Here is a 15,770-nt window from a genome sequence, read left to right as displayed (position 1 = left end):
CAAACCGTGGCGCCGATATCACCAGCTAGAGGGCATTGGTGCGCACCGATAGGGTGGAGCGCGTGCGAGCGTTGATCATCGTCGACGTGCAAAACGATTTCTGCGAGGGGGGCCCGGTGCCGACGGCCGACGGCGCCGCGGTGGCGCCCGCGATCAACGCCTATCTGTCCGGCGATCCGGGCTACCGATACATCGTGGCTACCCAGGACTTCCACATCGACCCGGGCGATCATTTTTCCGACCGGCCGGATTATTCGTCGTCCTGGCCCGTGCACTGCGTCGCCGGAAGCGTCGGGGCGAATCTTCGCCCCGATCTGAACACCGGCTACCTCGATGCCGTCTTCCGCAAGGGCGCCTATTCCGCGGCGTACAGCGGTTTCGAGGGCGTTGACGAGAACGGGACGACGCTGCTGCAGTGGTTGCGGCAACGGGGGGTCGACGAGGTCGACGTGGTCGGCATCGCGACGGACTTTTGCGTCCGGCGGACCGCCGAGGACGCGGCGGCGGCGGGCCTGACCACCAGGGTGCTGGTGGACCTGACCGCGGCCGCGGCCGCGGACTCGGGCGCCGAAGCGCTGGCGGAAATGCGGTCCGCCGGCATCGAGTTGGTGGGGGGACCGTAGTGGTGGTACCGCTGGATCGACAACATCTGCTCGCCGCCGTGGAGCGCTCGCCGCAGGCGGCCGCCGCACACGACCGCGCCGGGTGGGTGGGGCTGTTCACCGCTGACGGCCGGGTCGAGGACCCGGTCGGTTCGCGACCGCACGTCGGGCATGAGCAGATCGGCCGCTTCTACGACACGTTCATCGGTCCGCGCGACATCAAGTTCCACCGCGATCTCGACATCGTCGTCGGCACGGCGGTGTTGCGCGATCTCGAGCTCGAGGTGGCGATGGGCTCGGCGGTGACGATGTACATTCCCGCGTTCCTGCGCTACGACCTTCGAGAAACCAACGGCGAGTGGAAAATTGGTCAATTGCGGGCGTATTGGGAACTGCCCGCCATGATGCTGCAGTTCCTGCGCACCGGCTCGGGTGCCTTGCGGCCCGCGTTGAACCTGTCCAAAGCGCTGTTGGGTAACCAAGGTTGGCGTGGGACCGCGGGTTTCGTTACCGGATTCCGGCGGGTGGGTGCGCGCCACCAGCGGCTGGTGACGACTTTCCTCGGCGCCGCCGCGCGTAACGACAAGTTCTCCGCCGCGCGGGCGCTGTCATCGGACGCCGCACTGACGCTGGGTGACCGTGATCCGCTCGATCTGGCCGAGCTGGTGGAACAACTGGACGGGGCCGGTGCAACCAAGATGATCAGCGCGGGCCCCACCGTCGCGGTCTCACTCAACTCAGGGCACGGGCGCGCGATCGTGTTCGCCGATGTGGCCTGGGGCGGCGATGCGGTCACCCGGATCAGGTACTTTCCCGCCTGATTCACGGCGTCCGGGCTTGTCTCAGCGCATGACCATCAGCGCCAGTGACGCCGCGGAGAGGCACAGGTACGCGCCGGGAAACGCGATGTTGTACAGCACGTGTGCCCTCACGTGCGTCACCACCGCCCCGACGAAAAACAGGACCAGGCCGGCGGCGGCCGCGATTCCCAACTCCCGTAGGCCCAGCAGGCCGATAAGAATTCCGGCGGCTCCGGCCAGCTTCAGCCCGCCCAGCGCCGGTAGCCACGACCGCGGCACCCCGACCTGGGCGGAGTTGGCCAGCACGAATCGCGCCGGAATGAGGTCGGCCACGGCGATCGCGGCGGTGACTGCGGCGGTGACCAGCGTGGTCGCGACAAGTGCGGTGTTCATGGATCAATTCCCTGTCCCGCAGCAGTTTCCGTTGCGCCACGTCGAATGCATGCTGGGCGCACGCGGCGCACAATCGGTAAGGTCATGGTGCTTGTCTCCTTCGCGAATGAAAGTCCGTTGGACGCGGTCATCTTCCTGACGACTTCCGTGCGGAAAAGGTGACCCATGAGCGCAACACATGATTTGGTGGAGCTGGCGCAGCGTTTCGACGCCGATCGACGACACCTGAGGTCGGTCGCGTTTCAGCTGCTGGGCTCAACGGCCGATGCCGACGACGCGGTGCAGTCGGCGTGGTTGAAGGCCAGTCGTGCGGACTTCGCCGCGGTCGACAACCTCTCCGGCTGGTTCACGACGATCACCGTGCGGGAGGCGTTCGACCAGCTTAGGGTGCGCAAGCGCCGCGCCGAACAATCGTTCGCCGAGGCCGACGAACTCGACCGGCTGGCCCGGACGGCGTCGGCACCGGCCGACGAGGACGCGCTGCTGACGGAGTCGGTGAGCGGCGCGCTGCTCGTCGTGCTCGACCGGCTTTCCCCGGCGCAGCGCGTCGCGTTCGTGCTGCACGACGTCTTCGCCATGCCGTTCGACCAGATCGCCGCGGCGACGAACCGGTCACCGGACGCCGTGAAGAAGCTGGCAAGCAGGGCGCGTGCGCGACTGCACGCCGCCTCAGCCACCCGGCCCCGTCGCACGGCCCACCACCTCAAGGTGGTGGAGGCATTCCTGACGGCCTCGCGCGGCGGCGACATCGCCGTCCTGCTCCACTTGTTGGCTCCCGAGGTGCTGCGCACGGTCGATCGTGCCCTCGTCCCGGCGGACGTGCCGACCGCGTTGCGCGGCGCCAGAGAGGTCGCCGAGGAGACCCGCCGATTCGCACAGCGGGCGCGCGCCGGTGCTGTCATGCTCATCGACGGGGCACCGGGCATCGTGATCGCGGCCCGCGGGCGCGCTCAGATCCTGCTGGTGATCGGCATCGGCGCCGACGATCGCATCCACACGATCGACATCACCGGCGACGCCGAGCGCATCCGTCTGGCGGCGCTGACGCTGCCCCGGTGGCCAACCCAGGAACATCACAACCTCATCGGGTAGCAAGGACGTCAGATACCGCCGGCCGGGGAGCCGGCCACGGGCAAGACCGGGAGAGCCATGCTCGATAAGCCGTTCGGGCGGCGCAGCCTGCTGCGGGGCGCCGGCGCGCTGTGCGCGGCGGCGCTGGCACCGTGGCCGGCCGGGTGCGCCCCCGACGACGACGCGCTCACCTTTTTCTTCGCGGCCAATCCAGACGAGCGTGACGCCAGGATGCGCATCGTCGATGAATTTGCGCGTCGTCATCCCGATATCAAAGTCCGGCCGGTGCAGTCCGGTCCGGGCGTCATGCAACAGCTTTCGACGTTTTGCGTCGGCGGCAGATGCCCCGACGTGCTGATGGCGTGGGAACTGTCCTACGCCGAACTCGCCGAGCGCGGTGTGCTGCTGGACATGAACACGCTATTGGCGCGCGACAAGGCGTTTGCCGACGAGCTCAAGGCGGACAGCATCCCGGCGCTGTACGAAACCTTCACATTCAACGAAAAGCAGTACGCGCTCCCCGAGCAGTGGTCGGGCAACTACTTGTTTTACAACAAGCGGCTTTTCGCCGAAGCCGGGGTGCCGGCGCCGCCCAAGACGTGGGAGCAGCCCTGGGACTTCACCGAATTCCTGGACGCGGCGCGCGCTCTGACCAAGCGTGACGCCTCGGGCCGGGCCGCGCAGTACGGGTTCGTCAACACCTGGGGCTCCTACTACTCGGCCGGTTTGTTCGCGATGAACAACGGCGTTGCGTGGTCCGATCCGCGACTGAATCCGACCCACTTCAACTTCGACAAGGCGGCGTTCCAGGAAGCCGTGCAGTTCTACGCCGATCTGGCGAACAAATACCGGGTTGCGCCCAACGCTTCGGAGACGCAGTCCATGTCGACGCCCAACCTGTTCGCGGTGGGACGGGCCGCGATCGCGCTCGGTGGGCACTGGCGCTACCAGACCTACATCCGCGCCGAGGACCTGGATTTCGATGTCGCTCCGCTGCCGGTCGGCCCGGCGCTGGGAAAGGGACATGCCGCGTGTTCCGATATCGGCGCCACCGGACTGGCCATCTCGGCGAGCAGCCCGCGCAAGGAGCAGGCGTGGGAGTTCGTGAAGTTCGCGACCGGGCCCATCGGGCAAGCGTTGATCGGTGAATCCTGTCTGTTCGTTCCGGTGCTGCGGTCGGCGCTGGGTTCGGACGGATTCGCCAAGGCTCATCGGCGGCTCGGCAATCTCGGTGTGCTCACCGAGGGGCCGGCCTATTCGCAGGGCTTGCCCATCACGCCGGCCTGGGAGAAGGTCAATGCGTTGATGGACCGCAACTTTGGTCCCGTGCTGCGGGGCAGCCAGCCGGCGGCGTCATTGAGCGGATTGTCCCGCTCGGTCGACGAAGTGCTGCGCAGCCCATGACCTCCATGGATGCAACTGACATGACCGCCACCGCGGGGAGGGCGACAGCGAAATCCCCGAAGAACCCGAGCCCGTGGCGCCGGCACGCATGGGCGGGCCGGTTGTTCGTCGCACCCAACATGGTCGCGGTCGCCGTGTTCATGCTCTTTCCCCTGGGCTTCTCGCTCTACATGAGCTTTCAGCGTTGGGATGTGTTCACCCCGCCAAAATTCGTGGGCCTGAACAACTTCGGAGACCTGTTCACCGCCGATCCGCTTTTCCTGATCGCGATCCGCAATACCGTGATCTTCACCCTCGGGACGGTCGTGCCGACGGTCTTGATCAGCCTGGCCGTCGCCGGTGTGCTGAACCAGAAGGTCAGGGGCATCGGGATCTTCCGCACCATCGTCTTTCTGCCATTGGCGATCTCATCGGTCGTAATGGCGGTCGTCTGGCAGTTCGTTTTCAACACCGACAACGGCCTGCTCAACATCATGCTCGGCTGGGTTGGGCTGGGACCGGTCCCGTGGCTGGTCGATCCCCACTGGGCCATGGCCTCACTGTGCATCGTCAGCGTCTGGCGCAGCGTGCCCTTTGCCACCGTCGTGCTGCTGGCCGCGATGCAAGGTGTTCCGGGAACGGTCTACGAGGCGGCCAAGATCGACGGTGCCAGCGAGATAAGACAATTCGTCTCCATCACCGTTCCGTTGATCCGGGGGTCGATATCGTTCGTCGTCATCATCTCGGTCATCCACGCCTTCCAGGCGTTCGACATGGTCTATGTCCTCAACGGCCCCAGCGGCGGGCCGGAATCGGCGACCTACGTCCTGGGGATCATGCTGTTCCAGCATGCGTTCTCGTTCCTTGAATTCGGCTATGCCTCCGCGCTGGCGTGGGTGATGTTCGCCGTCTTGCTGGTGCTGACCGTGGTGCAGTTGCGGGTCAGCCATCGACGATCCTTGGAGAATTCGCGTGGCCTCAAGTAGGGCTGTCTTCAAGCACACCGTCTTGCGCGGCAGCGTCGTCTATGGCGCGCTGCTCGGCGTCGCCTGGTGCGCACTGTTCCCCATCGCATGGGCGGTGTCCGGGTCGCTGAAAACGGAAGGCGAGGTGAGCGAGCCCACGCTGCTACCGGCCCACCCGCGGTGGTCCAACTACACCGAGGTGTTCGCGCTGATGCCGTTCGGCCGAATGTTTTTCAACACCGTGCTCTACGCGGGATGCGTCACCACGGGGCATGTCTTCTTTTGCTCGCTGGCCGGATATGCCTTTGCGCGGCTCGATTTCCGTGGCCGCGACGCGCTGTTCGTCGTCTATCTCGGCACCTTGATGGTGCCGCTGACGGTGACGGTGATCCCGCAGTTCCTGGTGATGCGGACCCTGGGCTGGGTGGACACACCGTGGGCGATGATCGTGCCGGGCTTTTTCGGCAGCGCATTCGGCACGTACCTGATGCGGCAGTTCTTTCGCACCCTGCCCACCGACCTGGAGGAGGCGGCGATACTCGACGGTTGCTCACCGTGGCAGGTTTACTGGCGAATCCTGCTGCCGCATGCCAGACCGGCGGTGATGGTGCTCGCCGTGCTCACCTGGGTCAACGTCTGGAACGATTTCCTGTGGCCGCTGCTGATGATTCAGCGCAACAGCCTGGCCACGCTGACCCTGGGCCTGGTCCGGATGAAGGGCGAATACGTTGCCCGATGGCCGGTGCTGATGGCAACCTCGATGTTGATCATGCTTCCCCTGGTCATCATCTACGCGATCGCGCAACGGTCGTTCGTCCGCGGTATCGCCGTCACCGGGATGGGCGGGTAGCCGTGGCCTCGGTGACGTTCGAACAAGCGACCCGGCGCTATCAGGGAGCGGATCGCCCGGCCCTCGACAATCTGGACCTCCATGTCGGCGACGGCGAGTTCGTCGTCCTGGTCGGACCGTCCGGATGCGGCAAGACCACTTCGCTGCGGATGGTGGCCGGACTGGAAGTCGTGGACTCCGGACACATCCGGATCGGCGACCGAGACGTCACCCACGTCGATCCCAAAGATCGCGACGTCGCGATGGTGTTCCAAAACTATGCGCTCTACCCGCACATGACGGTGGCCCAGAACATGGGTTTTGCCATGAAGATCGCCAAAACGCCGAAGGCTCAGATCCGCGAGCGGGTGTTGGACGCGGCGAAACTGCTTGACCTGCAAGCCTATCTCGATCGCAAACCCAAAGACCTCTCCGGCGGACAGCGCCAGCGAGTGGCAATGGGCCGCGCGATCGTGCGCCGTCCGCAGGTGTTCTTGATGGACGAACCGCTGTCCAACCTCGACGCCAAATTGCGGGTACAGACGCGTAACCAGATCGCCGCGTTGCAACGGCGGCTGGGCACCACCACCGTGTACGTCACCCACGACCAGGTCGAGGCCATGACCATGGGTGACCGCGTCGCCGTCTTGCGCGACGGCGTGCTGCAGCAGTTCGCACCGCCTCGCGAGCTCTACCGAAACCCCGACAACGTTTTCGTGGCAGGTTTCATCGGATCGCCGGCGATGAACCTTTTCACTCTGCCCATTGTGGATTGCGCTGTGTCGCTGGGCGATTGGCCCATCATCCTGCCGCGGGAGATTGCCGGAAGCGCGGGTGAGGTCGTGGTCGGGGTCCGCCCCGAACATTTCGAGCTGGGCGACCTCGGCGTGGAGATGGAGGTGGACGTGGTCGAGGAGCTGGGGGCGGACGCCTACCTCTATGGGCGAATTACCGGCCCCGGCAAGGTGATCGATGCGCCCATCGTCGCCCGGGCCGACGGGCGCCACCCACCGCAAAAGGGCAGCAGGGTGCGGCTGCACCCAGAACCCGGGCACCTGCACTTCTTCGGTGTGGACGGCCGCCGAATCTGTTGATCATGCTCCCGGCAATGAAGTGGGTAAGGTTTTCGGTGCGTCGTCAGGCTCGCCCGGCTCGAACCGGTTAGGGGGACTTTGCGATGAGTGCAGACCGTGCCGACCTGGTGTGCGAAGGCGGTGGCGTCCGGGGCATCGGACTGGTTGGCGCGGTCGATGCGCTCGCCCGGGCCGGCTACCGGTTTCCGCGCGTCGCGGGGAGCAGTGCGGGCGCTATCGTCGCCTCGCTGGTCGCGGCCCTGCAGGTGGCCGGTGAGCCGTTGAGCCGGTTGACCGATGTGATGCGCACCATCGACTACCGGAAGTTCCTTGATCGCAACCTGATCGGGCGAGTGCCGCTGATCGGCGGGGCACTGTCGCTGTTGACGTCGGACGGTGTCTATCGCGGGGCTTATCTCGAACAGCTGCTTGCCGGTCTGCTCCGCGATCTCGGGGTGCGGACTTTCGGCGATTTGCGCACCGGCGAAGAGCCCGAACAGTTCGCGTGGTCGCTCGTGGTGACGGCCAGCGACCTGTCCCGGCGCCGGCTGGTCCGCATCCCGTGGGATCTGGACTCCTACGGAATCGACCCCGACGACTTTCCGGTGGCGCGCGCGGTGCACGCGTCGTCGGCCATCCCGTATGTGTTCGAGCCCGTTCGGGTCGGCGGCGCGACGTGGGTGGACGGCGGATTGTTGTCGGACTTCCCGGTCGAGCTGTTCGATCGGCCCGACGCGCAACCGCGATGGCCGACGTTCGGTATCCGACTGTCCGCGCGCCCCGGCATCCCGCCCACCCATCCGGTGCATGGGCCGGTGTCCTTGGGGATCGCGGCAATAGAGACACTGGTGAGCAATCAAGACAACGCTTACATCGACGACCCGTGCACCGTTCGGCGCACCATCTTTGTGCCCGCCGAAGGGATCAGCCCGATCGACTTCGACATCACCACGCAGCAACGCGAAGCTTTATACGAGCGAGGATTGCAAGCGGGCCAACAGTTTCTGCAGACCTGGAATTACGCGGACTATCTGGCGGTCTGCGGCGCCCCGGTGCATAAGTCACCGTGACGGCGGTCAATCGGTCGGCGATGCTTATCCGCGTGAGCAGCGCAGCGCGTGAACGCGACGGTGGACACGCGAGACGTCGTCGGGGGAGGGCAGCTGGTTGGTAATCCGGGTGATTTCCACGCCGATATCAACCGGGCTGATCGGCCGGAGCCGGCGCGCGATGAGATCCGTTGCGATGGCCGTGATGTCGTCGTCGCCCAGCCGTCGGCGTGTCAATGCCACCAGCGGCACATACCCGGTGACCGGCATGCCGGAGGGGTAGCCGGCCCGCACAAATGCCACAATGCTTGTCACCCAATGCGACAGGTCCATATGTCCACCTCGCTAACCGCCGCAACGTGTGCGTGAGCGGCAGTGCTTGCCATGCCTAGCAACCTACCATCGACGACGTCATCAGCCAGGTAACGCCACACAGTTAAACGCGCATTTTCCTCTTGGATGGCGCTGATGCACCGAGAGTGACTTCGACGACGATTCGCCGAACGTGGCGCGCCGTAACGGTGTTTCGCCGCAAGCCTTTCTAGTATTGCCGCGTGGTGGATCGCTATGGAACCGATGTTCTCGCCGCGGGGCGACGCAAGCCCCGCTCGACCGAACACCCCGCCGAACTGGGCCTGGTCGTCGAGGACGTGGAAACCGGATATGTCGGCGCGGTGGTACGCGTCGAATACGGACGAGTGGACCTGGAAGATCGACGTGGTCATGTACGTGGATTCCCTTTGGGCCCTGGCTATTTGCTCGAGGGGCGTCCCGTCATCCTCACCGCCCCGCGCGGGCCAGCGCCGACCGCGCCGCGCCGGACCGCATCCGGTTCGGTCGCCGTGTCGGGTGTTCGCGCCCGCATCGCGCGCGCCAGCCGGATCTACGTCGAGGGTCGCCACGACGCCGAGCTCATCGCCCAGGTGTGGGGTGAGGACTTGCGAATCGAAGGTGTCGTCGTCGAGCACCTCGGTGGTGTCGACGACCTGGTGGACATCGTCGCCGAATTCGCGCCGGGTCCCCAGCGGCGGCTCGGTGTGCTTGTCGATCACCTTGTCGCGGGTTCCAAGGAGGCGCGGATCGCCGATGCGGTGCGGCGCGGTCCGGGCGGCGCCGACACCCTGGTCGTCGGTCATCCCTACGTCGACATCTGGCAGGCCGTGAAGCCGCAGCGGCTGGGCCTGGACGCCTGGCCGAAGGTGCCGCGGCAAGTGGAGTGGAAACACGGCGTATGCCAGGTGCTCGGTTTGCCCCACGACGATCAAACGGATATCGCCAGGGCCTGGCGGCATATCCGTTCGCGGGTGCGCGACTGGAACGATCTGGAGCCTGCGTTGATCAGTCGGGTGGAGGAACTCATCGATTTCGTGACCGCGCCGGTGTCCTGACACGGCAGCTGCCGGACCAGGGCGAATGCCCCTCGGTTAGTTAGGCTACGCTAAGCCGAACGTTACGACCGGCGGGACAGAAACAGGGCATATGCAGGGCGTATTCGGCGTGTTCATCGGCACCTTCCTCATCGGTCTGCGTGAAGGCCTCGAGGCGTCGCTCATTGTGAGCATCGTCGGTGCCTTCCTCATGCGAAACGGCCAGACCGTGCGCCCAATGTTTGCCGGGGTCGCCCTGGCCGTGCTGCTCAGCGTCGGAGTCGGTGTCGGCCTCGACCTGTTCGCCGCGAGCCTGCCGCAGGCCCAGCAAGAGATGATGGAGACCGTCATCAACGCCATCGCGGTGGTGTTCGTGACCTCGATGATCATCTGGATGAACGGCAACGCCGCCCAGCTCAAAGGGGAACTTGAGCGCGAAGCCCGTCGGGCGGTCAACCGCGGCAGCGCGTTCGCCCTGGCCGTGATGGCGTTCCTTGCCGTCCTCAAGGAGGGCTTCGAGACGTCGGTCTTCTTGCTGGCGGCCGCGCAGACCTCGCACGGGAACCGGTGGTTCGCCGTGCTGGGTGGCGCCGTGGGCATCGCGACGTCGGTCGGGCTCGGCGTGGGCCTGTATTACGGCGGCCTGCGGATCAACCTCGGCCGGTTCTTCCGGGTCACCGGGGTGTTTCTGGTGCTGATCGCCGCCGGGCTGGTGCTGGGTGCGCTGCGCACCGCGCACGAGGCGGGTTGGGTCAGCATCGGCCAGCAGCAGGTGCTCGACCTGTCCGGCTGGATACCCAGCAACTCGGTGCTGGGTGCGGCCACGACCGGGGTGTTCGGCATCCCCGCCGACCCGCGCCTCATCGAGGTGCTGGGCTGGCTGCTCTACGCCGTGCCGGTACTTGTCGTCTTCCTCTGGCCCGCACGGCTCGCCGCCACGCCGCGGGCCCGCGGCCGGTTGCTGGCGGCGACGTCGGCGGTGCTGGTCATCGTCGCGGCGGCGCTGGCGATCGTGACGCCCGCCGCCGGCTCATCGCCGGGCGTGCGCGTGCGCACCGTCACCGACCGCTCCGGCCACACCGCTGCGGTGTCGATGGTGACCGGGCCGCACGGACGCGAACTGACCGTCGTCCCCCAGGGCACCTCGACCGCCCACAACATCGTGCTCGTCCCGGGAGACGACCAAACCGTGGACGGCCTGCCGGTACAGGTATGGCAGGCTTCCGAGCCCGCCGGGGCCGATGGTGCGCCGGAAGTCACGCTGGGTCAGTTGCTGAGCATGACGGGGGGCCGGCTACCGGTCGGTCTCGCGGCCGGCCGCACTCCGGGGCCGTTTCAGGGTCAGTGGTCGACGACCACCGTGTATACCGTGCTCGCGCAAGGCGATTCAGTGGTGAGTGCGCAAGCGATGAGCAACCGCACGGCGATTCTGACCGGCGGTGGGCTGATCGGTGCCAAGACCGTCAGCCTCGGCGGGCTGACGACGGACTGGTCCACGTCCAAAGTCGAGGACCGCTCGACTGCCGCCGAGATCGTTTCGAACGGCCGTGATCGCGGCGAGCGGCAGCTCTGGAATGTCTGGCTTCCATTGGTGATAGCGGGTTTTGCGTTGGCTTGCGCGCTGTCGGCGATAGCCTCGGTGCGCACGGACCGCAGGCAAGACGATGAGAGGAAATCGATCTAATGGTGAGTCGCATCGCCCGGGCACGGCGCCGGTCTTCCACGAGCTGGCCCACCGCAACGGCTTTGGCCGCGGCCGCGGCGTTGGCTATGACCGCATGCGGCCACTCGACGGATAACTCGAGCCATGCCCAGCAGCAGAAACCGGGACGCACCAATGCGGTCAAGGTCACCTTGGCCAACGACGGGGGCAAAGACGGCTGCGCACTGGACACCACCAGCGTGCCCGCCGGGCCGGTGACCTTCACGGTCGCCAATACGAATGCGCCGGGGATCAGTGAAGTCGAATTACTCAGGGACCAGCGGATCGTCGGCGAGAAGGAAAACCTCGCGCCCGGCCTGGACCCGGTGTCGTTCACGGTTTCGCTGGACGGGGGTGCCTACCAACTCTACTGTCCGGGTGCGAGCACCGAATACCAGAGCCTGACGGTGACGGGCCAGACGCCGGCGACGCCGACGGGCACGGTGGCCAGCATCCTCAGCAAGGGCACCAAGGACTACGCGGCCTACATCGTCAACCAGATCGGTCAGCTCAACGATGGCGTGAAGGCACTCGATGCTGCCGTGCAGGGGGGCAATGTCGATGCCGCGAAGGCCACCTACGCCAAAGCCCGGTTGTTCTGGGAGCGTTCGGAGTCCACCGTGGAGGGCTTCGTCCTGCCGGGCTTCGCGGTCGGCGACAACGCCGGCAGCCTGGACTATCTGATCGACATGCGCGAGTCGACGCCGGTCGACGCGAAGGTCGGCTGGAAGGGCTTTCACGCCATCGAGCGCGATCTGTGGCAGGGCGGCGCGATCACCCCCGGAACAAAGGCGCTCAGCACCGAATTGGTAAGCAACGTCGGCAAATTGAACGGCATCGTCGCCAGCCTGCAGTACAAACCCGAGGACCTGGCCAACGGTGCCAGCGACCTGATCGAAGAGATCCAGAACACCAAAATCACCGGTGAGGAAGAGGCCTTCAGTCACATTGACCTGGTGGACTTTTCGGGCAACGTCGAAGGCGCCCAACAGGCGTACGCCTCGCTGCGGCCGGGCCTGGAAAAGATCGACGGCAATCTCGTCCACCAGATCGATCAGCAGTTCCAAAGCGTGCTCACCACGCTGGATGGGTATCGCGACGCGGCCGCACTCGGCGGCTACAAGACCTACACCCCGGCGCTGAAGGCCAGCGACGCACCGAAGCTGACCGCGGTCATCCAGCCGCTGCACCAAAGCCTGTCTACCGTCGCCCAAAAAGTCGTCACGGCCGGCTGATCGTGACTGACGACATCACCGAACCCGCCGGCGACCCGAACAACGCCGGCACGCCGGCGGAATCCAGCACGGTGTCGCGCCGGCGTGCGCTGGGCGGCGCCATGCTGGCCGGACTGGGCGGTGCCGCGATCGGCGCCGTCGGTGGCGGCTTCGCCGGTCACGCGATGGCGGCGGGGCAACGCGGGGACGACGATGACACCGTCGATCTGCGCCGCAGCTATCCCTTCTACGGCCAGCCCCACCAAGGCGGAATCGACACGCCCCCACAGCGGTACGCCATGTTCATGTCGTTCTCGGTGGCCGGCGGCGCGGGCCGCAGAGAGCTGCAGACGCTGTTGGCGCGCTGGTCGGCCGCCGCCGCGATCCTGCAGCAGGGCAAGCCGGTCGGGACCGTACAGCCGCAGGTCGAGGTGCAGCCTCCCGCGGACACCGGGGAGGCCTACGGGCTGAGCCCCGCCAGCCTCACCGTCACCGTCGGATTGGGCCCGTCGCTGTTCGGCGATCGGTTCGGACTGGCCGCCAAGCGGCCCGCCGTGTTCACCGACCTGCCGCCGCTGAACGGAGACAACCTTGATCCCCGGCTGCATGGTGGAGACCTGTCCGTGCAGGCGTGCGCCGACGACCCCCAGGTCTGCTACCACGCGGTGCGCAACTTGGCCCGTCTCGGCCGCAATATCGTGTCGCCGTTCTGGGCGGTGTTGGGTTTCGGTCGAGCCTCCGCCGGCCCCGGCCAGCACACGCCGCGAAACCTGTTGGGTTTCAAGGACGGTACCCGCAACATCGCCACCGATGGCGAGTACGCGAAATTCGTCTGGGTCAACAACAGTGACCAGCCGTGGATGAACGGGGGGACATACCAAGTCGTCCGCAAGATCCGGATGCTGATGGAGACGTGGGATGTCGACCGGATCGGTAATCAGCAGCGGATCTTCGGGCGCACCAAAGAGGAAGGGGCGCCGCTGAGCGGCAAGCACGAATTCGATACACCGGATTTCGCCGCCAAGGGCACCGACGGCAACCCGCTCATCGATCCGATGTCTCACGTCGGCCTTGCCGCCCGGGAAAACAACGACGGCATCATGATCCGCCGGCGGTCCTACAACTACACCGACGGTCTCGACGCCAACGGCCAACTCAACGCCGGTCTGCTGTTCGTCTCGTATCAAAAAGATCCCCAAGATTTTATCCGTCTGCAGAACCGACTGGGTGCCCACGACCTTCTCAACGAATACATCCGCCACATCGGGTCAGCAATCTTCGCGGTGCCGCCGGCGCCGGCCGAAGGCCATTACATCGCGCAAAGCCTGTTCGGCTGAGCAAATTTCGCCGATAGGCAGCGGCCGGTCAGTGGCGCTGTGTTTCAGGCGCGTGATGTTTCGTGTCGGGACGGTAAATCCATCGCGCCCGCCGTCACGCATCGATGCCCGCCGCGCACTAACTCCGTGACGCCGCACAATCTGCGAGAAATGGAGAAAGTTCACATGACCGACGCACTCGTCATCGACGCCGAAGGCCTTGACCGGCTGTCCTGTACCGCCAAGGCCAGCCCCGAGACCGGCAAGAAGACGCTCAAAGCCAAGACGGTCTGTGAGACCGGGTTCCGCAACATGACCTATGTACGGGACCTGGCGCCGATGCTGGTGGGCGAGCCACCCGCGCTGCTGGGCGACGACTCGGCACCCAATCCCTCGGAGACGGCGCTGGCCGCGCTGGGCTCGTGCGTATCGGTGGGACTGTTGGCCAACGCGACCCGTCGTGGCGTGACTCTGACCAAGATCGAAATCGAGATGGAAGGCGACATCGATATCTCCGCGGTGTGGGGCGTGGGGGACACCCCGCCCGGCAAGCCCCTCGGGTTCAGCGCGGTCCGCTGCACGGTGAGCCTGGCCGGCGGCGCCGACGAAGCGACGCTGAAGGAGATCCACGACAACGCCATTGCCTGGTCACCCGTGGTGAACACGTTTCGCAACCCGGTAACGGTCGACTCGACCCTGATCAGCCAACAAGCATCATGACGCAAAACCCGGCGTTAGCACAGACATTCACCAAGAGCGAGCTCGGCGAGGCCATCAGGCTGGCACGGGTTCAGCAAGGGCTGAGTGCCATCAATTTTCAACTGAGCGTGCAACGTCGCCCGCACCCGGAGGGCGACAGGGTGGTCGTCACATTCGACGGGAAGTTCCTCGACTACGCGTGGAAGCACTCCGCGCAGCAGGCTCAGGAGGCAGCGAAATGACGGCGACCATGGATCCTGCCGCCAGCCGGTTGGATGTCGAACTATTGGAAGACATTCGGGCTCACGCCTCGGCGCTGGACCGAGGTGAGGACCACTCCCGGCGCAGTTTCGCCGCGCTGGGTGCGGCCGGTCTGCTCGGAATCGGCGCTCCCGGCAACCTCGACGGCGGACTCCCGGTGATGGCCGAGGTGATCCGGTTGGTCTCTGGGGCCTGCATGAGCACCGGGTTCTCGTTGTGGGCGCATCGCATGACGGTCGAGTATTTGCTCATGGCCGCAACTGAATTCAGTATCGCTGCGATTGAACCGCTGCTTACGGGAAGCGTGCTGGGGGTGACCGGCATGGCCGCGGCGTTCAAGGAGGCGGCCGGTTGTGGCAGCTTGGAGCTGACCGCCGCACCCGTGGCCGACGGGTACCGGGTGTCCGGCCCGATCAGATGGGCCAGTAACTTGCACCCCGACTCGACCATGGTGACCACGGTGCGGACCGATGCCGGCGAGAAACTGATCGTCGCGTTGACCCTGGGCACGCCCGGGGTGGTTCTGGGCGAGCACTTCGATCTGCTGGCCATGGGCAGCACCGCCTCGTCCTACCTGAACCTGGACGGCGCTCACGTCCCCGCCGAACAGGTGTTGTCGCGCGACTTCGAGAGGTTCCTGCAGGCGGTCCGCCCGACTTTCCTTGTCCTGCAGTCGGCAATGTGCCTGGGCCTGACGCGGACGGCCGTGACGCAGGCCCGGTTGGAGCTCGGCGGCGTCAACGAGGTGTTCAGCGCCGATCTCGACCGCGTGACGCAGAAGCTGATCGATGCCGAGGCGACGCTGGCGACTCTGGCCGCGGCCGTGGGAGGAACCGAGCCGCCCACCAAGAAGGAACTGCTGTCGCTGCGACTGACCGCAGCCGAATTGTCCAGCGCCAGTGCCGACTTGGAGATCCGGACTGCCGGCGGGAAAGGATATGCGAGCAGAACGCCGGCAAGCAGGCGCTACCGTGAGGCGGCGTTCATCCCCGTCCAGTCGCCGTCCGAAGGGCAGCTGCGCTGGGAACTGGCCAGATGCGTCTGAG

Annotated in this window: 15 protein-coding genes and 2 pseudogenes; 15 read left to right on the top strand and 2 right to left on the bottom strand. The window is 66.0% G+C overall.

What is annotated here, in order from left to right:
• Positions 1–62: 62 nt before the first annotated feature.
• Positions 63–623, top strand: a complete 561-nt coding sequence (pncA, locus tag G6N50_RS07325) for a pyrazinamidase PncA (RefSeq protein WP_083092613.1) — start codon at positions 63–65, stop codon at positions 621–623.
• A complete protein-coding gene (locus G6N50_RS07320) occupies positions 623–1,423 on the top strand; it encodes a ketosteroid isomerase family protein (protein WP_179970099.1) in 801 nt (266 codons plus the stop codon). The genes pncA and G6N50_RS07320 overlap by 1 nt, the downstream gene beginning before the upstream one ends.
• A gap of 21 nt (positions 1,424–1,444) precedes the next feature.
• Here the strand turns inward: G6N50_RS07320 and G6N50_RS07315 are convergent, their stop codons facing one another.
• Positions 1,445–1,795 (bottom strand): DoxX family protein, encoded by a 351-nt coding sequence (locus G6N50_RS07315; protein ID WP_083092245.1) that lies wholly within the window; start codon positions 1,793–1,795, stop codon positions 1,445–1,447.
• Positions 1,796–1,960: 165 nt separating this feature from the next.
• Here G6N50_RS07315 and G6N50_RS07310 point away from each other — a divergent pair, with 165 nt between their 5' ends.
• From G6N50_RS07310 to G6N50_RS07285, 6 genes and pseudogenes are all read left to right on the top strand, one after another.
• Positions 1,961–2,887: a sigma-70 family RNA polymerase sigma factor gene (locus G6N50_RS07310; protein ID WP_083092246.1), complete on the top strand. Its 927-nt coding sequence runs from the start codon at positions 1,961–1,963 to the stop codon at positions 2,885–2,887.
• A 57-nt stretch (positions 2,888–2,944) separates the two neighbouring features.
• Positions 2,945–4,270: an ABC transporter substrate-binding protein gene (locus tag G6N50_RS07305; protein WP_083092248.1), complete on the top strand. Its 1,326-nt coding sequence runs from the start codon at positions 2,945–2,947 to the stop codon at positions 4,268–4,270.
• A 60-nt stretch (positions 4,271–4,330) separates the two neighbouring features.
• Positions 4,331–5,235: pseudogene (locus G6N50_RS07300) on the top strand (carbohydrate ABC transporter permease); the annotation flags it as partial.
• Positions 5,222–6,064: a carbohydrate ABC transporter permease gene (locus tag G6N50_RS07295; RefSeq protein WP_083092252.1), complete on the top strand. Its 843-nt coding sequence runs from the start codon at positions 5,222–5,224 to the stop codon at positions 6,062–6,064. The pseudogene G6N50_RS07300 and the gene G6N50_RS07295, both read left to right, overlap by 14 nt.
• Positions 6,065–6,066: 2 nt before the next feature.
• The gene (locus G6N50_RS07290; RefSeq protein ID WP_083092254.1) at positions 6,067–7,137 is read left to right on the top strand and encodes an ABC transporter ATP-binding protein; all 1,071 of its coding nucleotides are present in this window, start codon (positions 6,067–6,069) and stop codon (positions 7,135–7,137) included.
• Between the two features lie 83 nt (positions 7,138–7,220).
• Complete coding sequence (locus G6N50_RS07285) at positions 7,221–8,186, top strand: patatin-like phospholipase family protein (RefSeq protein WP_083092256.1); 966 nt, start codon at positions 7,221–7,223, stop codon at positions 8,184–8,186.
• Between the two features lie 24 nt (positions 8,187–8,210).
• On the opposite strand, the gene G6N50_RS07280 is transcribed toward G6N50_RS07285, so the two are convergent.
• Positions 8,211–8,498: a DUF3349 domain-containing protein gene (locus G6N50_RS07280; protein ID WP_083092258.1), complete on the bottom strand. Its 288-nt coding sequence runs from the start codon at positions 8,496–8,498 to the stop codon at positions 8,211–8,213.
• A 221-nt stretch (positions 8,499–8,719) separates the two neighbouring features.
• Here G6N50_RS07280 and G6N50_RS07275 point away from each other — a divergent pair, with 221 nt between their 5' ends.
• The 7 genes and pseudogenes from G6N50_RS07275 (at position 8,720) to G6N50_RS07245 (ending at position 15,769) form a co-directional block, all read left to right on the top strand.
• On the top strand, positions 8,720–9,553 hold the full coding sequence (locus G6N50_RS07275) for a DUF3097 domain-containing protein (RefSeq protein ID WP_083092260.1): 834 nt from the start codon (positions 8,720–8,722) through the stop codon (positions 9,551–9,553).
• A 91-nt stretch (positions 9,554–9,644) separates the two neighbouring features.
• On the top strand, positions 9,645–11,216 hold the full coding sequence (efeU, locus tag G6N50_RS07270) for an iron uptake transporter permease EfeU (protein ID WP_083092262.1): 1,572 nt from the start codon (positions 9,645–9,647) through the stop codon (positions 11,214–11,216).
• Between the two features lie 86 nt (positions 11,217–11,302).
• Entirely contained in the window at positions 11,303–12,469 is a 1,167-nt protein-coding gene (efeO, locus tag G6N50_RS07265; RefSeq protein ID WP_308204159.1) for an iron uptake system protein EfeO, read from the top strand.
• Positions 12,470–12,471: 2 nt separating this feature from the next.
• Complete coding sequence (gene efeB, locus G6N50_RS07260) at positions 12,472–13,785, top strand: iron uptake transporter deferrochelatase/peroxidase subunit (protein WP_083092263.1); 1,314 nt, start codon at positions 12,472–12,474, stop codon at positions 13,783–13,785.
• A 165-nt stretch (positions 13,786–13,950) separates the two neighbouring features.
• The gene (locus tag G6N50_RS07255) at positions 13,951–14,484 is read left to right on the top strand and encodes an OsmC family protein (RefSeq protein ID WP_083092618.1); all 534 of its coding nucleotides are present in this window, start codon (positions 13,951–13,953) and stop codon (positions 14,482–14,484) included.
• 80 nt (positions 14,485–14,564) lie between these two features.
• A pseudogene (locus tag G6N50_RS30230) lies at positions 14,565–14,705 on the top strand (cyanase); the annotation flags it as partial.
• Positions 14,702–15,769 (top strand): acyl-CoA dehydrogenase family protein, encoded by a 1,068-nt coding sequence (locus G6N50_RS07245; RefSeq protein WP_083092265.1) that lies wholly within the window; start codon positions 14,702–14,704, stop codon positions 15,767–15,769. The pseudogene G6N50_RS30230 and the gene G6N50_RS07245, both read left to right, overlap by 4 nt.
• Position 15,770 lies beyond the last annotated feature (1 nt).

This window comes from Mycobacterium mantenii, from assembly GCF_010731775.1.
Lineage (GTDB): Bacteria > Actinomycetota > Actinomycetes > Mycobacteriales > Mycobacteriaceae > Mycobacterium > Mycobacterium mantenii.
The sequence above is the reverse complement of the archived record's forward strand: the minus strand, read 5'-3'. Positions and strand labels throughout refer to the sequence as shown.